This window comes from Brevibacterium sp. 'Marine' (genome assembly GCF_012844365.1).
Taxonomy (GTDB): domain Bacteria; phylum Actinomycetota; class Actinomycetes; order Actinomycetales; family Brevibacteriaceae; genus Brevibacterium.
This window is the reverse complement of record NZ_CP051626.1, coordinates 2,282,320-2,301,694: the sequence shown is the minus strand read 5'-3', so window position 1 is coordinate 2,301,694 and position 19,375 is coordinate 2,282,320. Positions and strand designations below refer to the sequence as shown.

16 protein-coding genes are annotated in these 19,375 nt (G+C 66.1%); 9 read left to right on the top strand and 7 right to left on the bottom strand.

The window, feature by feature from the left end; all coding sequences use genetic code 11:
• The first annotated feature begins 45 nt into the window (after window positions 1-45).
• Together leuS and nadE are read left to right on the top strand one after the other, a co-directional pair.
• Window positions 46-2,961 (top strand): leucine--tRNA ligase, encoded by a 2,916-nt coding sequence (gene leuS / locus HF684_RS10450; protein ID WP_169252410.1) that lies wholly within the window; start codon window positions 46-48, stop codon window positions 2,959-2,961.
• A 101-nt stretch (window positions 2,962-3,062) separates the two neighbouring features.
• Entirely contained in the window at window positions 3,063-3,896 is an 834-nt protein-coding gene (gene nadE / locus HF684_RS10445) for an ammonia-dependent NAD(+) synthetase (protein ID WP_169252409.1), read from the top strand.
• Window positions 3,897-3,899: 3 nt separating this feature from the next.
• On the opposite strand, the gene HF684_RS10440 is transcribed toward nadE, so the two are convergent.
• On the bottom strand, window positions 3,900-4,616 hold the full coding sequence (locus tag HF684_RS10440) for a hypothetical protein (RefSeq protein WP_169252408.1): 717 nt from the start codon (window positions 4,614-4,616) through the stop codon (window positions 3,900-3,902).
• Between the two features lie 96 nt (window positions 4,617-4,712).
• Between HF684_RS10440 and HF684_RS10435 the strand changes: the two genes are divergently transcribed.
• The 5 genes from HF684_RS10435 (at window position 4,713) to holA (ending at window position 11,265) form a co-directional block, all read left to right on the top strand.
• Window positions 4,713-6,020 (top strand): UDP-glucose/GDP-mannose dehydrogenase family protein, encoded by a 1,308-nt coding sequence (locus tag HF684_RS10435; protein ID WP_169252407.1) that lies wholly within the window; start codon window positions 4,713-4,715, stop codon window positions 6,018-6,020.
• A complete protein-coding gene (locus HF684_RS10430; protein WP_169252406.1) occupies window positions 6,017-6,892 on the top strand; it encodes a DegV family protein in 876 nt (291 codons plus the stop codon). Before HF684_RS10435 ends, HF684_RS10430 begins: the two co-directional genes overlap by 4 nt.
• A 127-nt stretch (window positions 6,893-7,019) precedes the next feature.
• A complete protein-coding gene (locus HF684_RS10425; RefSeq protein WP_169252405.1) occupies window positions 7,020-7,898 on the top strand; it encodes a ComEA family DNA-binding protein in 879 nt (292 codons plus the stop codon).
• Between the two features lie 112 nt (window positions 7,899-8,010).
• Window positions 8,011-10,221 carry a ComEC/Rec2 family competence protein gene (locus HF684_RS10420; RefSeq protein ID WP_169253868.1) on the top strand — a complete coding sequence of 737 codons (2,211 nt, stop codon included), beginning with the start codon at window positions 8,011-8,013 and terminating at the stop codon, window positions 10,219-10,221.
• A 60-nt stretch (window positions 10,222-10,281) separates the two neighbouring features.
• Window positions 10,282-11,265 carry a DNA polymerase III subunit delta gene (gene holA, locus HF684_RS10415; protein WP_169252404.1) on the top strand — a complete coding sequence of 328 codons (984 nt, stop codon included), beginning with the start codon at window positions 10,282-10,284 and terminating at the stop codon, window positions 11,263-11,265.
• Window positions 11,266-11,395: 130 nt separating this feature from the next.
• On the opposite strand, the gene rpsT is transcribed toward holA, so the two are convergent.
• The 3 genes from rpsT to HF684_RS10400 all read right to left on the bottom strand — a co-directional run bounded on the left by rpsT (window position 11,396) and on the right by HF684_RS10400 (window position 13,383).
• Complete coding sequence (gene rpsT / locus HF684_RS10410; RefSeq protein ID WP_025777880.1) at window positions 11,396-11,656, bottom strand: 30S ribosomal protein S20; 261 nt, start codon at window positions 11,654-11,656, stop codon at window positions 11,396-11,398.
• A 246-nt stretch (window positions 11,657-11,902) separates the two neighbouring features.
• Window positions 11,903-12,517, bottom strand: a complete 615-nt coding sequence (locus HF684_RS10405; protein WP_169252403.1) for a type II toxin-antitoxin system PemK/MazF family toxin — start codon at window positions 12,515-12,517, stop codon at window positions 11,903-11,905.
• A gap of 101 nt (window positions 12,518-12,618) precedes the next feature.
• A complete protein-coding gene (locus tag HF684_RS10400) occupies window positions 12,619-13,383 on the bottom strand; it encodes an endonuclease/exonuclease/phosphatase family protein (RefSeq protein ID WP_169252402.1) in 765 nt (254 codons plus the stop codon).
• Window positions 13,384-13,567: 184 nt separating this feature from the next.
• Here HF684_RS10400 and lepA point away from each other — a divergent pair, with 184 nt between their 5' ends.
• The gene (gene lepA, locus HF684_RS10395) at window positions 13,568-15,436 is read left to right on the top strand and encodes a translation elongation factor 4 (RefSeq protein ID WP_248278876.1); all 1,869 of its coding nucleotides are present in this window, start codon (window positions 13,568-13,570) and stop codon (window positions 15,434-15,436) included.
• Complete coding sequence (gene hemW, locus HF684_RS10390) at window positions 15,437-16,666, top strand: radical SAM family heme chaperone HemW (protein ID WP_169252401.1); 1,230 nt, start codon at window positions 15,437-15,439, stop codon at window positions 16,664-16,666.
• Between the two features lie 86 nt (window positions 16,667-16,752).
• Here hemW and HF684_RS10385 read toward each other — a convergent pair whose 3' ends face one another.
• The 3 genes from HF684_RS10385 to HF684_RS10375 form a co-directional block, all read right to left on the bottom strand.
• Window positions 16,753-17,454 (bottom strand): DUF4870 domain-containing protein, encoded by a 702-nt coding sequence (locus HF684_RS10385; protein WP_169252400.1) that lies wholly within the window; start codon window positions 17,452-17,454, stop codon window positions 16,753-16,755.
• An 85-nt stretch (window positions 17,455-17,539) separates the two neighbouring features.
• Window positions 17,540-18,232, bottom strand: a complete 693-nt coding sequence (locus HF684_RS10380; protein WP_169252399.1) for a DUF4870 domain-containing protein — start codon at window positions 18,230-18,232, stop codon at window positions 17,540-17,542.
• A 151-nt stretch (window positions 18,233-18,383) separates the two neighbouring features.
• Complete coding sequence (locus HF684_RS10375) at window positions 18,384-19,247, bottom strand: DUF3097 family protein (RefSeq protein ID WP_169252398.1); 864 nt, start codon at window positions 19,245-19,247, stop codon at window positions 18,384-18,386.
• Window positions 19,248-19,375: the final 128 nt, after the last annotated feature.

The window sequence follows — 19,375 nt, the reverse complement described above, 5'->3', positions numbered from 1 at the left end:
TACGATGGTCAGAACCCGCTCACGTCTGTTCAGCGAAGGAAGGTAATGACGACGAACCCTGAGGAGACCGGTTTCCGCTATGACGCGGCGCTGGCCGAAAAGATCGAGAAGTCTTGGCAGCGCACGTGGGAGGAATCGGGCACGTTCCACACCCCGAACCCCACCGGAGACCTCGGCGAGCTCGACTCCCAGGACGCTTCGTCGCCCTACGGTCCGCCTGCCGACCTCAGCCGGCGCGAGTCCCTCTACATCATGGACATGTTCCCGTACCCCTCCGGTGCGGGACTGCACGTCGGCCACCCGCTGGGCTACCTGGGCACCGACGTCTACGGTCGTTACCAGCGGATGCGCGGGCACAACGTCATGCACGCCCTGTCCTATGACGCTTTCGGGCTGCCCGCCGATCTCTACGCGGTGCAGACCGGTCAGCACCCGCGCATCACCACCGACGCCAATATCGCGAACATGACCGAGCAGCTGCGTCGCCTGGGGCTGGCCCACGATGTGCGTCGCCGCTTCGCCACGACCGATGACGACTTCGTCAAATGGACGCAGTGGATCTTCCTGCAGATCTTCAACTCCTGGTACGACCCCGAGGCGACCACTCCCGACGGCGAGGCCACGGGGGCTGCTCGTCCGATCGACACGCTCATCGAGCAGTTCGCCTCCGGTGCACGGCCCACCCCCGACGGTCGCGCCTGGTCGGATCTGAGCCCAGCGGAGCGCGAGAACGTCCTGCAGGGCTTCCGCCTCGCCTACGTCTCCGAATCCCCGGTCAACTGGTGCCCGGGACTCGGCACAGTGCTGGCCAACGAAGAGGTCACCGCCGAAGGTCTGTCCGAACGCGGAAACTACCCGGTCTTCACCCGCCGGCTGCGTCAGTGGAACATGCGGATCACCGCCTACGCCGACCGCCTCATCGATGACCTCGACGTGCTGGACTGGCCGCATGCGATCCACGCGATGCAGGTCAACTGGATCGGCCGGTCGAAGGGCGCCCTGCTGCGCCTGCCCGTCGCCGGTGATGAGTCCTGCGACATCGAGGTCTACACCACCCGCCCGGACACCCTCTTCGGCGCCACGTACCTCGTGCTCAGCCCCGAACATCCGCAGGTCGCCGACCTGACCGCAGGCGCTTGGGACGAGTCCACGCCTGAGTCCTGGCGCGGGGGAGAGGCCACTCCCGCCGAGGCGATCGCCGCCTACCAGAGAGCCGCCGCGGCCAAGACCGACGCCGACCGGCAGCAGAGCCGTGAGAAGACAGGCATCTTCACCGGCTCCTACGCGCTCAATCCGGCCACCGGGGCGCAGGTTCCGATCTTCATCGCCGACTATGTGCTCATGGGCTACGGCACCGGAGCGATCATGGCCGTACCCGCCGAAGACGCCCGCGACTGGGACTTCGCGAAGACCTTCGGGCTGCCCTATATCCGCACCGTGCAGCCGCCGGCCGACCACGATGAGGACGCTCCGTTCACGGGCGCCGGCGTGATGATCAACTCGGCCAATGCCGAGATCGACATCAACGGCCTCGAGATCGACCAGGCGAAGGCCTCGGTCACCGCATGGCTGAAGGACAAGGGCCTGGCCACCGAGTCCACTCAGTACCGTCTGCGCGACTGGCTGTTCTCCCGCCAGCGCTACTGGGGCGAACCGTTCCCCATCGTCTACGACGAGAACGGCACCCCCATCGCCCTGCCCGACGAGATGCTGCCCGTCCAGCTGCCCGAGGTCGACGATTTCGCGCCGCGGACCTACGCGCCCGACGATGCCGACAGCCGTCCCGAACCGGCTTTGAGCCGGAACCAGGAATGGACGAGCATCGAACTCGACCTCGGTGACGGTCCGAAGACCTACCAGCGGGAGACGAACACGATGCCCAACTGGGCCGGATCGTCGTGGTACCAGCTGCGTTACGCGGACCCGCACAACGACGACCGCCTCGTCGATCCCGCCAACGAGAAGTACTGGCTGGGACCGCGGGCCTCGAAGCCGCGCGGCGGGGCCGACCTCTACGTCGGCGGGCAGGAGCACGCTGTGCTCCACCTGCTCTATGCCCGCTTCTGGCACAAGATCCTCTTCGACCTCGGGCACATCTCGTCGTCCGAACCGTTCCACCGCCTGGTCAACCAGGGATACATCCAGGCTTACGCCTACACCGATTCCCGTGGCGTCTACGTTCCCGCCGCCGAGGTGGAGGAGAGGACCGAATCGAACGGTGAGCTGACGTTCTGGTTCGGCGGCGAACAGGTCAACCGGGAGTACGGAAAGATCGGCAAATCGCTGAAGAACTCCGTCATGCCCGACGAGATGTACGACGCCTTCGGTGCCGACACCTTCCGCGTCTATGAGATGTCGATGGGCCCGCTGGAGCAGGACCGTCCCTGGGACACCCGCGCCGTCGTCGGTGCGCAGCGGTTCCTGCAGCGTGTGTGGCGGCTCTTCGTCGACGAGGCCACCGGCGAGTCCGTGGTCGCAGACGGCGCAGCCGACGCCGAATCGCTCAAGGTCCTCCACCAGGTCATCGACGGTGTGCGCGAGGACATGGACCATCTGCGGTTCAACACCGCGATCTCCAAACTCATCGTGCTCACCAATCACGCCACCAAACAGGGTGGAGCGACCCGGGACGTCCTCGAGCCGCTGACGATCATGCTCGCGCCCTTCGCCCCGCACCTGGCCGAAGAGCTGTGGTCGCGGCTCGGTCACGAGTCGACGGTCACCTACGCGGCCTTCCCCGAGGCGGATCCGAACCATCTCGTCGCCGAGACCGTGACCTGTGTCGTCCAGGTCAAGGGCAAGGTGCGTGCACGGCTCGAAGTCGCCCCCGACATCTCCGCCGACGAGTTGGAGACGCTGGCTCTGCAATCTCCGAACGCCGTCAAGGCCCTCGGCGGTGCCGGAGTGCGCAAGGTGATCGTGCGCGCCCCCAAGCTCGTCAACATCGTCCCCGACGCCTGAGCCCCCCGGCCGATACTTCGCCGTAACACAGCATCTGGGAGACTGCATGGGTACGGGCGCCGGACGGCGGCGCCCCTTCTTCGACTACGACTGGTGAGAGCATGACGAACGACAGAGTCCAGGACGAGATCCGACACGCCCTCGGCGTGCGACCGCAGATCGACCCGGCGACGGAGATCGCCCGCCGTGTCGAATTCCTCGTCGACTATGTGCTCACCACCGGTGTCAGAGGCCTCGTGCTCGGCATCAGCGGCGGACAGGACTCCACCCTGGCCGGCAGGCTCTGCCAGCTGGCAGTGGAGGATCTGCGCCGCCGCGGGGCCGATGCCGAGTTCTGGGCCGTGCGCCTGCCCCATCATGTGCAGACCGATGAGTCAGACGCCCAGGATGCTCTGTCGTTCATCGCCGCCGATCATGAGCTGGCGATCAACATCGGCGCCGCCACGGATGCGGCTGCCGAGGAGTACGAGAAGGCCACGGGAGAGCCGATCACCGACTTCGGCAAGGGCAACGTCAAGGCCCGGATGCGGATGATCGCCCAGTTCGAGCTGGCGGGGGAGAAGAAGGCCCTCGTCGTCGGCACCGATCACGCCGCCGAGGCGGTCACCGGGTTCTTCACCAAGTTCGGTGACGGTGCGGCCGACGTCATCCCTCTGGCGGGCCTGAACAAACGACAGGGACGGGAACTGCTGCGCCACCTCGGCGCTCCCGAACATCTCATCGTCAAGGCTCCCACTGCGGATCTGCTCGATGACGAACCCGGACAGACGGACGAATCGTCGCTGGGACTGACCTACGACCAGATCGATGACTTCCTCGAAGGGAAGGAGATCGAGCCGGCTGCCGCCTCGGCGCTCATCGAGAAATACCGCCGCTCAGAGCACAAGCGACGGACCCCGGTGGCTCCGTTGGACACGTGGTGGATCCGGCACTGAGCCTCAGTCGTTGAACGGCGGGGTGCCCGAGACGAGTCCGAGTTCGAGTGCTGTCTGGTTGAACTCCCACCGGGAGGAGACGAAGTCGTCGCTGAGGCGTTCGCCGCGGCTCTGGGCTTCGGTGTAGCCGCGCCAGCCGTCCTTGCGGGCATCACCGGGACGGATCTCACGGGTGCCGGAATCATCGGGAGAGACCTGGGTCTCCTCCTTCACCCAGATCGACAGCCCCTCGGCGGCCCGATAGAGGTTCATGAACGCCGCGTGCGAACGCGGGTTGTCGAAGCTGGCCTTCTTGAACTCGGCACAGAAGGTGGTCAGCGGTTCGAGTTCGTCGACGGCGACGGTCGCGAAGGTCGCATCGAGTCGCAGGGACTGGACGATGCCCGACGAATCCGGGATGAGCTCGAGAATGCGGCGGGCGCGACGCTCATCGGGAAGCAGCTCGACCGTGTTCTCCACCGGGGTCAGCCCGAGGGTGTCCATCCGACCGCGTTCGACGCTGAGCTGCTGGCGCAGCGCGTCGATCTGCTGCTGAGCACGGCGCCATTCGCCGTGGAACATCAGCAGCGCGGCGATCACGCCGAGGCACAGCACGAGTCCGATGATCCAGGCGGCAGGGTGCAGCCCGGGGACGGCGAAGGCCACGATGCCGAGCACGGTGAGCACCGCAAACGTCACGGCTGCCGGTGAGTTGGTGAGGAAATCAAGGAAACGCTTCACAATTCCAAGCCTACTGTTTCAACCTCCACATCTCGTGCAACCGGGTGGCATATAGTGTGGTGCGAAAACGCATGCCAATTCCCAGGAGAGCTCGGTTTGAAGATTTCAGTCATCGGTTGCGGATATCTGGGTGCGGTCCATGCGGCGGCCATGGCGTCCCTGGGACATGAGGTCACGGGAGTCGACGTCGACACCGCGAAGGTCGAGGCACTGACCTCCGGCCGTCCGCCCTTCTACGAACCGGGACTGAGTGAACTCCTCGTGAAGGCTCAGGAGCGGGGAAAACTCGAATTCACCACCGACGTCTCCCGCGCCGCCGAGGCGGCCGTGCACTTCGTGTGTGTGGGCACTCCGCAGAAGCCCGGCGAGTTCGCCGCCGATGTCACCTATGTCGATGCGGCCGTGGAATCGCTGCACCCGCACCTGACTGCAACGTCGGTGGTTGTGGGTAAGTCGACCGTTCCCGTGGGCACCGCCGAGCGTCTGGCCGGGATCATCGCCGGCACCGGAGCGGCGATGATGTGGAATCCGGAGTTCCTGCGTGAAGGGCATGCCGTCGAGGACACCCTCCACCCGAACCGTCTGGTCTACGGCGTCGCCGACGGTGAGGCCGGGCAGGCCGCGGCCGCGGCCCTCGACGAGGTCTACGCTTCGATCCTGACCGACGGCACTCCCCGGATGATCACGGACTTCGCGACCGCCGAGCTCGTCAAGACTGCGGCGAACTCGTTCCTGGCCACGAAGATCTCCTTCATCAACGCGATGGCCGAACTCTGCGAGGCCTCGGGCGCCGATGTCACCCAGCTCGCCGATGCGATCGGCATGGACGACCGGATCGGCCGCAAATTCCTCAATGCCGGACTCGGCTTCGGCGGCGGCTGCCTGCCCAAGGACATCCGCGCCTTCATGGCCAGGGCCGGAGAGCTCGGCGCCGATCAGGCGGTGGCCTTCCTCAAGGAGATCGATTCGATCAATATGCGTCGGCGTGTGCGCATGGTCGACATCGCCCGTGACGCCCTGGGCGGGTCGTTCATCGGCAAGAAGATCACCATCCTCGGTGCCGCTTTCAAACCCGACAGCGACGACGTCCGCGACTCCCCGGCTCTGGCCGTGGCCCGACTCATCGCCACCCAGGGCGGGCTGGTCACTGTCACCGACCCGCAGGCGATCGGCAATGCGCAGAAGTCGTTCCCCGAACTCGACTACGTCGCCGACACGACCGAGGCGATCACCGGGGCGCAGGCCGTGCTGCTGCTGACCGAATGGCGCGAATACCGCGACCTCGACCCGGCGGCGACCGCTGAACTCGTGAGCGGGAAGGTGCTCGTCGACGGCCGCAATGTGCTCACCCCCGAACTGTGGCGGGCAGCGGGCTGGACCTACCGGGCGCTGGGCCGTCCATGAGGATCGGGCTGGTCACCGACTCCACGGCACAGCTCTCCGCTGACGAACGCGATGAGCTGAGCGAGGCCACCGGCGGCCTCTTCGCCGTGGTGCCGCTGACCGTGCTCATCGGCGGAGTCGCCTTCGCCGACGGTGAGGTCGATGCCGGGCACCTGTGCGCGAAGATGACCGACGGCACCGAGGTGACCACATCCATGGCCACCCCGGCTCAGTTCTCCGACGCCTATGCGCGGCTGCGCGAGGACGGGGCCGAAGCCATCATCGTCGTGACCATGTCCGCGGAGCTCTCGGGCACCCGCGATTCTGCGGTCACCGCCGCCGAAGCCGAGGACATCCTCATCGACGTCGTCGACTCGAGGACCACCTCGGCGGGATTGGCCGGGGCGCTGTGGGTGGCTGTGGCCGGGATCCGGCAGGGACTCGACGTCGAATCGATCGCCGGGACCATCGCCGACTGGTGCGCGGCCGAGACCCGTTCCGTGTTCGCCCCCGGCAGCCTCGAACACCTGCGCCGAGGCGGCCGGATCGGTGCCGCATCATCGCTGCTGGGCAGGGCCCTGCAGATCGTTCCCGTGCTCGGTCTCAACGCCGGAATCGTCGTTCCGCTCGCCCGGGTGCGCACTCGCTCCAAAGCACTGGAGAAGATCGTCACTCTGGCCGCGCAGGCCGCCGCCGAGGTGGCTGACCCCGAGGACACCGTGCAGGTCGAGGTGCAGAACGCCGAAGGGGAGATGGACGCAGCCGATGCCGAACTGCTGAGCTCACGGCTGCGTGAGCTCGGATTCGACCCCTCGTTCAGGACGCTGTCGACGATCATCACCGCCCATGTCGGGCCCGGCACGGTCGGCGTGACCGTGCAGACCCAGCCCTGACTCACACACCCTGGCCCGGGGACGCTCGTGTGACTTGACCACCTCAGCCCTGTGGACGCAGAACCCTTGTCCACAGGCAGGGGCGCTGTCATGGCCGTCGTGTGTCAGCAGAGCTTACCGTCGGGTCATGGCTGTGTCTCCGGATGATCGTTTCGCGGGTCTCCTGGGTGCCAGTGCCGAACGCGGCGGTTGGGTGCCGGGCGACATCTATACAGCCGACACCGCCGGTGACGAAGAACCCGTCGAGCCCCGACGGGTGCGGCTGCCCGTTGTGGTGGCCCTGGGCATCGCCACGGTCGGCATCCTCTGCCTCGCCTTCTTCCTCTTCCGGCCCGCGACACAGCATTCGCCTGTGGGCAGCGGTGACGACCCCGGCTACGGTGCAGAAGCCGGCCAGTCGCCTGCTGTGTCCGAGGACGGATTCGAAACAGGGACAACCGCTGCGGCGAAGGCCGGGGAAGCGAACGGGAAGGTGATCGTCCACATCACCGGGGCGGTGAACGATCCCTCGGTGGTCACCCTGAAGGCGGGCGCCCGGGTCCAGGACGCCGTCGAAGCCGCCGGAGGACTGAGCGCCGGAGCCGACGGCGAAGCGGTGAATCTGGCGCGCGTGCTCGCCGACGGTGAGCAGATCCATATCCCGGCAGAGGGAGAAGAACCGGCAGCCGGCGTCGATGGTGCGGGCGCAGATGGCACCGGTCAGGACGGAACCGGTTCGTCTGGAACTGGGGGAGCGGGCGCGGGAGGTGGCAGCGGTTCACCGGGAACCGCGGATTCTTCCGCAGCCGCGAACAGCGGAGCACCCGGTCAGGCGGGGAAGGTCGATCTCAACACCGCCGATGCCACGACCCTCGAGACCCTGCCCGGGGTCGGGCCCGTCACAGCCGAGGCGATCATCAGCCACCGCAGCCAGCAGCCGTTCGCGAGCGTCGAGGATCTGCTGCTCGTCAAAGGCATCGGGCCGAAGACCTTCGAGAGCCTCAAAGACCTTGTCACCGTCGGCTGACCCTGGCCCCGCAGCGGCGCACACCCGACTGCGAACGAGGCGAACTCGGCGGCATGCGTGGGAGCGCAGACTGATTGCCCTGCGTGAACGGTGCGCGTCGGCGGTCGCCTTGATGCGGGAACACGCGGCACTGTGGCCGGGCTCCGTCCGGCTCCTCTGCTGTGCCGCGGGCCTCTGGGCCAGCGCACTCCTGGCACCGGGGCCGTGGGCGCTGTACGGCATCCCCGTGCTCGGGCTCGCCGGGGTCGTGATCCTGCGACGGCGCCACCACCTCGGTGTCGGAATCCTCGTCTTCACCTGTCTGCTGACCATCCAGATCACCGCCCTGGCTGCCGCCCACGGTCCGGATGAGGCCGCCGAGACCACGGGCCTCGTCGTCGGCCACAGCGAACCCGGAGCCTCCGGCTGGACGCGACTGATGCTGGTCACCCCCACAGGGTTCACCCACGTGCTCAGCCCCGACGCCGTTGCGGACGGGGCGACGGTGCGGATGCGCACGACGCGCCTCGATGACATCCGCGCCACCGATGCAGAACCACACGCGCTGACAGAACCGAACGCACTGTGGCAGTGGCGAGAGACGCTTCGCACCGAACTGCGCAAGCATTCGGTGGCCGCCGGCAACGACGGCGGACGGCTGCTGCCCGGACTCGTCGTCGGCGACACCTCACCGCAGGACGACCGGATGGTCGACGATATGCGCGTCGTCTCCCTCACCCACGTCTCGGCCGTATCGGGCAGCAACGTCACGATCGTCAGCCTCGGTGCCGGACTGCTCGCCGGAGCCTGCCGAGCCGGACCACGGCTGCGTGTGAGCATCGGGGTGCTGACCTGCCTCGGCTACGTCTTCATCGTCGGCTTCGAACCCAGCGCCATCCGCGCCGCCGGAATGGCGATCGCGGCGGCCCTCGTGTTCCTGCGCGGCGGCGGGATCTCCCCGGTCGCGGTCATGTGCTCGACAGCGAGCCTGCTTCTGGCCTTCGTCCCCGTGCTGGCCACCTCGGTGGGCTTCGTCCTGTCCGTGGTCTCCACGGCCGCGATCATATTCGTCGTCCCGGTCCTGCTGCGCCGCCTCGCCGTGCACCTGCCTCTGCTGCCCACGGTGCTCGTGACCGCACTCATCGTGCCCTTCGTCGCCCAACTCGCGTGCACCCCGGTGCTCGTGGCGATCGATCCGCGCATCGGACTCTGGTCGGTCGCCGCCAACGCCGCGGCCGCACCCGCGGTCATGCCGGCGACGGTGGCAGGATTCCTCAGTCTCGTGACCACCGGCATCGCGACGACTGGACTGCCCGGAGGCGATTTCGCCTCGACCCTGCTGGCCTGGATCGGATCGTTTCCGGCCTGGTGGATCGTCCTCGTCGCCCGAGTCTGCGCCGCCCTGCCCGGTGCGGCGCTCGACTGGCCGATGCCGCCGGTCGGAACGCTGCTGGCACTCGGGCTGCTCGGCCTGGCCGTGGTCGGAACCGGGATGCTCGTGCGTCGCAGGCTCTGGGGTCTGCCCGTGGTCGTTCTGTGCTGCCTGCTCACCGCCGTCGTCATCGTCACGGTGAGGACGAAGCCGCCGGCCGCGGACTGGCTGGTGCTCGTCTGCGACGTCGGTCAGGGTTCGGCTGCGGTGGTCAACCTCGGTGACGGTCGCGGTGTCGTCGTCGATACCGGGCGCGAGCCGAAACCCATCGACACCTGCCTCGACGCATCCGGGATCGAGGACTTCGACCTGTTCATCTCGCACTTCGACGCCGACCACTTCGCCGGATACGCCGGCACGACGTGGGAGCGCACGATCGACCGGCTGTTCGTCTCCGCGAATGTGGTGACCTCGCCCGACGCGCAGCGCGTGATCGCTGACACCGGTGCGCAGGCGGTCCCCATCCACCGTGGCCAGACGCTGACCTTCGACACGGCGAGACTCGAAGTGCTGTGGCCGCCGCTGCGTTCGGTTCCGGCCGCGGACGACGAAGAGCTGCGCAACGAGGACTCCCTGGTGGTGCGGGTCGACCAGGAGGGACTGAGCACGCTGCTGCCCGGCGATGTCGGAGCCGAGGAGCAGTCTGTGCTCGCCCAACAGGTACAGCCGGTCGATGTGCTCGTCGCACCTCACCACGGCTCCTCCGATCTGGCTCCTGAGTTCTTCGCTGCCGCGGCGCCGGGCCTCGGCGTCATCTCGGTGGGGGAGAACAGCTACGGGCACCCGACTGAGAAGTCGCTGCGATCCTTCGGTCCTGTGCCCGTGCTGCGTACCGATCACTGCGGTCCGGTTGCCCTCTATGCGCAGAGTCGATTCAGCACCGGGCAGGGCTGTGCCGAAGGCCAGAGGTGAGATCGCGGATGCCGGTCCGCCGTATCGGTCATGTCGGACGGCCGCGATAGGCTGGGGTCCATGGCAGTGAAGAAGACCCTGATCCCCTGGAGCTCGGCGAAACCCGCCCCTGTCGTCATGATCTCCGGCGGTGAATCGGTGCTTGTGCGCATGGCCAAGGATCGCATCGTGTCGGCCGCGCGGAAGCAGGACCCCGAAGAGATCGAGTTCGATGCTGCCGGATACCAGGCCGGTGAGTTGGCGATGGCGGCTTCACCGTCTCTGTTCTCCGCCTCGAAGCTCATCGTCGTCGATGCCGTCGAGAAGTGTTCGGAAGACTTCCTCAAGGACGCGCTCGACTATCTGGACGCCCCGAACGATGACGCCGTGGTGGTGCTGCTGCACGCCGGCGGCAATCGGGGAGCGAAGCTCATCAAGAAGCTCGACTCCGCCGGGTTCCCGCGCGTCGACGCGGCGGTGCTGAAGAACGAAAGCGATCGGGCGAAGTTCGCTCAGACCCGGTTCAAGACCGCGAAGCGACGCATCGACGAAGCGGGAATGGCCGCGCTCATGTCGGCGCTGGGCTCCGATCTGGCCGAACTCAATGCCGGAGTCGACCAGCTCATCGAAGACACCGAAGGCACGATCACCGCCGAGGTCGTCGACCAGTACTACGGCGGGCGGGTCGAGGCCACCGGCTTCAAGGTCGCCGATGCGGCCGTGGCCGGTGATGCGAAGAACGCGCTGAGTCTGCTCAGGCATGCGCTGTCGACCGGGTCCGATCCGGTCCCGCTCGTGGCGGCAGTGGCGATGAAGCTGCGCGGCATGGCGAAGGTGCAGGGATTCTCCGGCACCAGCGGGGAGCTGGCCTCGGAGCTGAAGATGGCGCCGTGGCAGGTCGACCGTGCCCGCCGGGAGGTGAGGCGGTGGAACGAGGTGGCACTGGGCCAGTCGCTCATCGCCGCGGCCGAGGCCGACGCGGCCGTCAAGGGCGGAGGGCGCGACCCCGTCTACGCTGTCGAATGGTTCGTCTCAGAAGTCGCCCGCCTCGCCCGCCTCCGCTAATTACTACCTGACGGCGGCCCAGCAACCTCGCGCGAGGTTGCTGGGCCGCCGTCAGGTAGCAATAGGGGACGAGAACGGGGTCCGAACCGTGTGGTTCGGACCCCGTGAAGCTATAGCCTCAGTCGTGCGCTCAGAGAGCGTTGATCTGCGTGGACAGGCGCGACTTGCGGTTCGCAGCGTTGTTCTTGTGCAGAACACCCTTCGAAACAGCCTTGTCGAGCTTGCGGGCAGCCACAGCATAAGCCTGCTGTGCCTCTTCCTTGTTGCCGGCAGCAATGTTCTCGCGAACGACGCGGACGTAGGACCGAACCTCGGACCGGACAGCCTTGTTGCGCTGACGAGCCTTCTCGTTGGTCTTGATCCGCTTGATCTGGGACTTGATATTAGCCAATTTCAACACTCTTTCGTGTTAGTGGTACATGGTCGTGAGGGCGCATCGAACCGACAGGATCATCTCCGCGGGGAAACACATCGACGACATCGAATCCGACGGCATCTTCACCCGACCTCGGCGAGACACACGCCTTGATGAAGACACAATCACCTATGATACAGCCTCGAGTCCCGGGCCGGAAATCCCTTTGCCGCCCGCCCGCTCAGGCAACACCAGGCCTCGGCCCGGCAGGTGTGCCGGGTCTCAGCCGGAGATGTGCTCGGCCACCCGGTCGAACACGTCACGGGGCATGATCGCGCCCTCTCTGCGGATCGAATCGGGGTCGAGCCGAATGATCCGATCGAGACGGAGCTCAGAGGGCCGGCCCTGTGAATCCCAGTCCCCGGTACCGATGTTCATCCATGTGGCGTGCCGGTCCTGACGAACCTCGCCGACGCCGCCGGGGATGTGATCTTTGCTGGTGAGCATGAGTGCGAGCACCCATCGGCCGTCACGGCCGACGATCAGCGAGGGCCGATCCTTGCCCTGCGTATGGTCCTCTTCGAACGGCACCCATCCCCAGACGACTTCTCCCGGATCGGCATCGCCGTCGAGATCGGGGGAGTAGCTGACCGTGATCGAGCCCGTGTAATCGCCGGGGTACGAACCCGATCCGCCCTGGCCGCTCGAGGCGGAACGATCGGCAGTACCCGCCGAGGCGGCACCTCCGCCGCCCGACCGTGCAGTATCCGGCCGGCGGGCATCCGTGGGCTGCGATGCGCCTTTTGAGTTCTTCTTCGACTGTGACTGCCGCAGGTAGCGCAGCCCCTCCCGGACTCCGATTCTCGCGGCCCGATTGACCAGTGATTTCCAGTTCATGTCTCCAGCCTAAACGAGCAGGCTGTCACAGGCTGCAAGAACTGTGTGCCGACCCGGTCAAGCGAACGAGCCGTAATGGGCGGGCGATCGAGCCGCCACGGTCACGAGAATTCGAGGACCGCCTCGACGGGGAAGTGGTCGGAGGGGTACTTCCCGTCGATGTCGAACGTGTCGATGCGAGTGGACACCGTGCGCAGGCCCGGGGTGGTCAGGATCCAGTCGATGCGCGGCTCACCGGCTTTCGGGCCTGTGTAGCGATGGAAGGTGCCGATATCCTCCCCGGGCACTTCCGCGGCGGTGTCGGTGAGGCCGAGTTCGGTGCAGAAGAAGTCGTAGACCGGGGAACCGGTGGCGACATTGAAGTCACCGGTGACCACGCAGGGATGGGCCGCCTCGGCGATGGACTCGGCCATGATCCGACCGGACTCGAGACGCGCGCGCTCGGACTTGTGATCGAGGTGGGTGTTGAGTACACGCAGCCGTCGTTCGGAGTCGAGGTCGCGGACATCGACCGTAGTCAGGGTGCGCGCGTGGGAGACTCCCCATGACTCCGAGGCGACCGTGTCGGGCTGTTCGGACAGCCAGCTGATGTCGACGGCTTCGACGTCGAAGCGCTTCGAATCGAGGATCACGGCTGTGAACTCGCCGGAGTTGCCGCCGGAGTGGCCCTCTCCGAGCCAGATGTACTCCTCGGGCAGCAGTCTGATGAGCGTCTCGAGCTGGTCGAGTTCGCCCTCCTGGGTGCCGATGAGGTGCGGACGTGCGCGCCGGATGAGCTCGGCGGCGATCGGCAGCCGCTCGGCCACCGGATGTCCGTCCATGGCGGGATAGCGGAGGTTGAAACTCATGACCCGGAATTCGCTCATGCCACCATCTTCCCCGATCGGCACGGTCCGGCACATGCATCGGCACGCCTCAGCGGAGGCGAATCGCGAAAGACCCGGGCGATCAGGGCGTGCCCGCCCGTGGATTCCAGGTCCGTGCACAAGTCATGAAACAATAGGAGATCGGGTCTGTCCGGGGACTCGGTCTGTCGAAGGAAGGGCGTTCATGTCACCTCAGGTGAATAAGGAAGCTGCACAGCGGATCTCACCGTCTGCCACCTCACCCGAGCTGATTCGCAATTTCTGCATCATCGCTCATATCGATCACGGCAAATCGACCCTGGCCGATCGCATGCTCCAGATGACCGGCGTCGTCGAGAACCGCGATATGCGTGCCCAGTACCTCGACCGGATGGACATCGAACGCGAACGCGGAATCACCATCAAGTCCCAGGCCGTGCGCATGCCGTGGGAACACGCGGAGACCCCGTACGCGCTCAACATGATCGACACTCCCGGCCACGTCGACTTCAGCTACGAGGTCTCGCGATCACTGGCCGCCTGCGAAGGCGCACTGCTGCTCGTCGACTCCGCTCAGGGCATCGAAGCCCAGACGCTGGCCAACCTGTACCTGGCCATGGAGAACGATCTGACGATCATTCCCGTGCTCAACAAGATCGACCTGCCGGCCGCACAGCCGGAGAAATACGCGGAAGAGCTCGCCAACCTCATCGGCTGCGAACCCGAGGACTGCCTGCTCGTGTCCGGCAAGACCGGTGAAGGCGTCGAGGAGGTCCTCGACCGCATCATCACCGATATCCCCGCACCCGTCGGCGACGCCGACGCCCCGGCCCGTGCCATGATCTTCGACTCCGTCTACGACACCTACCGCGGTGTGGTCACCTACGTTCGGCTCGTCGACGGTTCCCTCAAGCCGCGCGAGAAGATCGAGATGATGTCGACCGGCAGCACTCACGAACTGCTCGAGATCGGCGTCTCCTCACCAGAGCCGAAGGCGACGAAAGGCCTCGGCGTCGGTGAGGTCGGCTACCTCATCACCGGCGTCAAAGACGTCCGGCTGTCGAAGGTCGGCGATACCGTCACGCTGGCCGCGTCTCCCGCACCGGAACCGCTCGAGGGCTACAAGGAGCCGCAGCCGATGGTGTATTCGGGTCTGTTCCCGATCGACGGCTCCGACTACCCGGTGCTGCGTGACGCGCTGGACAAGATCAAACTCAACGATGCCTCCCTGGCCTACGAGCCCGAGACGTCCACTGCGCTGGGCTTCGGCTTCCGCTGCGGCTTCCTCGGCCTCCTGCACCTCGAAGTCCTCCGCGATCGGCTCGAGCGCGAATACAACCTCGACCTCATCTCGACGGCACCGAGCGTGATATACGACGTGACCATGGAGGACGGGACCGAGACGACGGTGACGAACCCGAGCGAATTCCCCACGGGTAAGGTCAAGGAAGTCAGAGAGCCCATGGTCCGGGCGACGATCCTCACTCCGAGCGACTACATCGGTGCGGTGATGGAGCTGTGCCAGACCCGTCGGGGCAACTTGCAGGGCATGGACTACCTGTCCTCGGACCGCGTGGAGATCCGCTACCGCCTGCCGTTGGCCGAGATCGTCTTCGACTTCTTCGACCAGCTCAAATCACGGACCAAGGGCTATGCGACGCTCGACTACTCCGATGACGGGGAGGATCCGTCGGATCTCGTCAAGGTCGACATCCTGCTGCACGGCGACCAGGTCGATGCGTTCTCCGCGATCGTCCACCGCGACAACGCCTACTCCTACGGTGTGGCGATGGCCGGGAAGCTGCGCAAGCTCATCCCGCGCCAGCAGTTCGAGGTGCCCATCCAGGCGGCCATCGGCTCTCGCATCATCGCCCGTGAGACCATCCGCGCCATCCGCAAGGACGTGCTGTCGAAGTGCTACGGCGGCGACATCAGCCGTAAGCGCAAACTGCTCGAGAAGCAGAAGGAAGGCAAGAAGCGGATGAAGGTGGTCGGCACCGTTGAGGTTCCGCAGGAGGCGTTCATCGCGGCCCTGTCCTCCGACGAGCCGGAGACGAAGGACAGCAAGAAGTAAGTGCCCGCACAACCGACCGGTGAGGTCCCTCCGCGCGACGGTTCGCTGCCGACATCGGTGGGGATCGGGGCCGCCGAGCGGGGGCTGAGCCTCTACATCCACGTCCCGTACTGCCGGGTCCGCTGCGGCTACTGCGACTTCAACACCTACACCGCCGACGACCTCGGTCCAGGCGCGTCCCGCGAGGATTACCGCAGCAATCTCGCCCGTGAGCTCGATCTGTCCGTGTCCACCCTCGCCGAGGCGGGGGCGGGCAATCGTGAGGTCTCGACGATCTTCTTCGGCGGGGGCACCCCGACCTTGCTCGCAGCCGACGTGCTCGCCGGGGTGATGGACGATGTCCGCGCCCGCTTCCGCTTGGCCGGGAATGTCGAAGTCACCACCGAAGCCAACCCCGACACCTTGGACCCCGCCTACATCGCGACCCTCGCCGGAGCCGGTTTCAACCGCATCTCCATGGGGATGCAGTCGGCCGTGCCGCACGTGCTCGCGACCTTGGACCGCACCCACGATCCGGAGAAGATCCCCGAGGTGGCCCGCTGGGTCAAGGATGTCGGCTTGGAGCTCAGCCTCGACCTTATCTACGGCACCCCGGGGGAGTCGATCGACGATTGGCGTCGCTCTCTCGACGTGGCCCTGTCCAACGAGGTCGATCACATCTCGGCGTATTCCCTCATCGTCGAGCCGGGAACGAAGATGGGCGCGATGGTTCGTCGCGGCGAACTGCCGATGCCCGATGACGACGACTTAGCCGATAAGTACGAGATCGCCGACGCCGCGATCTCCGCTGCCGGTCTGCAGTGGTACGAAGTGAGCAATTGGTCGACCGGTCCCGATACTCGTTGTGAGCACAATCTGGCCTATTGGCGCAATGCCGACTGGTGGGGCTTCGGACCCGGAGCCCACTCACACGTCGGGGGAGTCCGGTTCTGGAACGCCAAACATCCGCGTGCTTGGGCTGATCGGTTGGTGGCGGGAGAGTCCCCGTCGATCGGGCGGGAGGTCCTCGATGACCAGACCCGGGAGATCGAACGGATCATGCTCGCAGCCAGGATCGACCGGGAGCTGCGCCTGGACTCTCTGGCACCGGGCAGCCAGCAGGCGATCAGGACGTTCATCAAGCAGGGACTGCTCGACGCGGATGGCGCAGCGGCCGGCTGGTTCCAGCCCACCCTGCAGGGGCGTCTCATGGCCGACTATATGGTGCGCATCCTCACCGAATACGTGTGAATGAGTCTCGCCCCGCCGTCCGGATCGGGTGGCGAGGCGAGCTGCTCAGCGAATCTGCGCCGGTGGGACCATCGGGCAGCGCCAGATCACTTGATCCAGTTCGGCGTCATCGGAATGCGGTAGCCCTCGCCGCGGTTGGCTGCCATTCCGGCGATGATCTCGATGACGATCATGTAGATCGAGAGCACCGGCAGGAGCAGCAGGATGAGGAGGCCGATGCCGACGATCGTGAGGATTCCGCCGATCAGGCCGATGCCGAATCCGGCGATGACACCGATGATCAGCAGATTCAGCGACTGCGCGCCATGATGGCGGAGGAACGGCGACTTGTCCTTGTTGATGATGAAGAGGATGAGGGTGACGATCCAGCCGACGCCGACGACGTAGGTGGCGGCGTGCGCGAGGTGTGACCACAGTGCAGTGGTGCGTTCGCTCTGATCGGCGTTCCAGAATCCGAGTGTGTTCGGACCGTAGGCGGCATCCGGAAGTTCTGCTCCCATGGGAACACCGGCGGCAGCCGACTGCGCCGAGGATGCTCCTTGGAAACCGTATCCCGCCTGCGGCTGTCCCTGGGGAGCGCCGTAGGGCTGCTGCGAGCCGTATCCGGGCTGAGATCCCCGCTGAGGGTTCGGCGGCTGAGAGCCGTACTGGGCCGGACCACTCTGCTGCGGCTGCGAACCCTGCGGTGGCTGCTGGGTATACGGCTGCTGCGAGCCCGACTGCGGGGAATAGTTCGGAGGCATCGGCTGTGACTGTCCGTTGCTCGGCTGCTGCGGGTTGTCCGACATGAGAGTCCCTTCAGAGTGTGCGATCACTCCACATTAGCCCAGGGAGAGCGGGCTGTCCCAGAGTGCGCGGGATGACGGGGGATGGTCACTTCACGAAGTTGAAGGTGAGCGGAAACTTATACCCCTCGCCCCTGTTCGCTGCGACGGCCGCAATGATGTAGAGGACGCAGTAGACCAGTGGGACGATGAACGCTGCGTACATGATGATGATGCCGATCCCGAAGGTCACCAATGCCAGGATGAAACCGAGGATGCCGAAGACGAAGAGGGCACCGACGGTGACGATCGTGTTCGTGATCAGCGCATTGAGCCCCTGACGCGAATGCTCGCGGACGAACGGCGACTCGTCCTTCTTCACGAGGAACATGATGAGCGGCATGAAGCCGAAGAGAAGCGCGCCGAGGTGGGTCCACAGAGCCGTGGTCCGATCGGGTTCGGGGGCCATCCAGAACTGTTCGGAGCCGGGTCCGTACGCCTGCTCGGGCAGAGAGCGGGAGTCGAACATCGCCGGGTTGTGCATCTGCGGCATGCCGAAACCAGGCTGCGCGCCATATCCAGGCTGTGCGCCGTAGCCCGGCTGCGCGCCATATCCAGGCTGTGCGCCGAACGAATGATGTGAGCCGTACCCCGGCTGCCCACCATATCCCGGCTGCCCACTGTGCGTCTGCGGCTGAGAATACTGCCGGCCCTGCGACGCGTAAGGCTGCTGCGGGCCGGAGGCCTGAGAGTAGTTCGGCGGCATCGGCCGGCTGCCCGGCTGCTCGGGGTGGTGCGACATGGGGATCCTTTCGAAGAACGTCTGCCATTCACACTATCCGAGCCGGGTGTCCCGAGGATGTCGGGGAAGCCTCACTCCTGTGACAGTTTCGGCACACGTCGACAGATCCGCGTGACCACCGCGGGCCACCGCGCCGCACCACCGAAGTCACTCAGCCGACGGTGACGAAATCGATGAGTTCCTCGACCCGACCCGACAGCGTCGGTTCGACATCGGCGATGGTGCTGACCTTCCCGAGGATGCGCACCCAGCCGCGAGCGACGTCCCGATGATCGGCGTGCGGCCATCCGATGCGACGCAGTATTCCCGTCTTCCAATCCTCACCGCGGGGGACGACCGGCCATTGCCGGATGCCGACGACATGGGGCTTCACCGCCTGCCAGATATCGACGTAGGGGTGGCCGATGATATGGACGACATCGCGGTAGCGCGGATCGGCACGGACCGCCTCGGCGATCTTCGATTCCTTCGTCCCGGTCACCAGATGGTCGGCGAGGACACCGACCCGATGCTCGCGATCCGGACCGAAGGCTGCGAGCTTGTCGGCGACGTCGTCGAGACCGCCCAGGGGTTCGACGACGACGCCTTCGATGCGCAGATCATCGCCCCAGATCTTCTCGACGAGCTCGGCATCGTGCTTGCCCTCCACCCAGATCCGCGATCCACGAGCCACCCGGGCCTTCGCCCCGACCACGGCGCGAGACCCGGAAGCCGTCCGCCCGGGCTGCTGCGCCTCCTTCTTCGGCAGCTGCACATCGACGGGCTGACCTTCGAGGAGGAAACCCGGTCCCAAGGGGAAGGCCCGGACCTTGCCGACGCGGTCCTCGAGCTTGACGACGACACCGGCCGTGGTCTTCTCCGCGCCGACGACCGCACCGACATAGCCGCTCATCGCATCCTCGAGAACCATGCCCAGGCCGAGCTCGACCTGGCGGGACTTCTTCGGACGGTGCGACGACGGCGAGGAACCGGAGAGCACATCGGGGCCATAGCGATCAAAAGCATTCACGGGCACCCACCTTAATCAAGGACGGTCCCGCAGGCGCGCAGACCCGCAGGTCACCCCAGAAATGAATTCCGGGGACGAGAAGCGTAGAATTGGCACTCAGGCTCAAGGAGTGCCAAGTATCGGCACGGGACCGC

What these genes read in the sequence shown, in the direction of transcription:
- lepA (WP_248278876.1), top strand. Translation starts at nt 13,568, where the DNA reads ATGTCACCTCAGGTGAATAAGGAAGCTGCACAGCGGATCTCACCGTCT.
- HF684_RS10380 (WP_169252399.1), bottom strand. Translation starts at nt 18,232, where the DNA reads ATGTCGCACCACCCCGAGCAGCCGGGCAGCCGGCCGATGCCGCCGAAC.
- HF684_RS10430 (WP_169252406.1), top strand. Translation starts at nt 6,017, where the DNA reads ATGAGGATCGGGCTGGTCACCGACTCCACGGCACAGCTCTCCGCTGAC.
- HF684_RS10400 (WP_169252402.1), bottom strand. Translation starts at nt 13,383, where the DNA reads ATGAGCGAATTCCGGGTCATGAGTTTCAACCTCCGCTATCCCGCCATG.
- leuS (WP_169252410.1), top strand. Translation starts at nt 46, where the DNA reads ATGACGACGAACCCTGAGGAGACCGGTTTCCGCTATGACGCGGCGCTG.
- holA (WP_169252404.1), top strand. Translation starts at nt 10,282, where the DNA reads ATGGCAGTGAAGAAGACCCTGATCCCCTGGAGCTCGGCGAAACCCGCC.
- HF684_RS10420 (WP_169253868.1), top strand. Translation starts at nt 8,011, where the DNA reads ATGCGGGAACACGCGGCACTGTGGCCGGGCTCCGTCCGGCTCCTCTGC.
- HF684_RS10405 (WP_169252403.1), bottom strand. Translation starts at nt 12,517, where the DNA reads ATGAACTGGAAATCACTGGTCAATCGGGCCGCGAGAATCGGAGTCCGG.
- nadE (WP_169252409.1), top strand. Translation starts at nt 3,063, where the DNA reads ATGACGAACGACAGAGTCCAGGACGAGATCCGACACGCCCTCGGCGTG.
- HF684_RS10385 (WP_169252400.1), bottom strand. Translation starts at nt 17,454, where the DNA reads ATGTCGGACAACCCGCAGCAGCCGAGCAACGGACAGTCACAGCCGATG.
- HF684_RS10425 (WP_169252405.1), top strand. Translation starts at nt 7,020, where the DNA reads ATGGCTGTGTCTCCGGATGATCGTTTCGCGGGTCTCCTGGGTGCCAGT.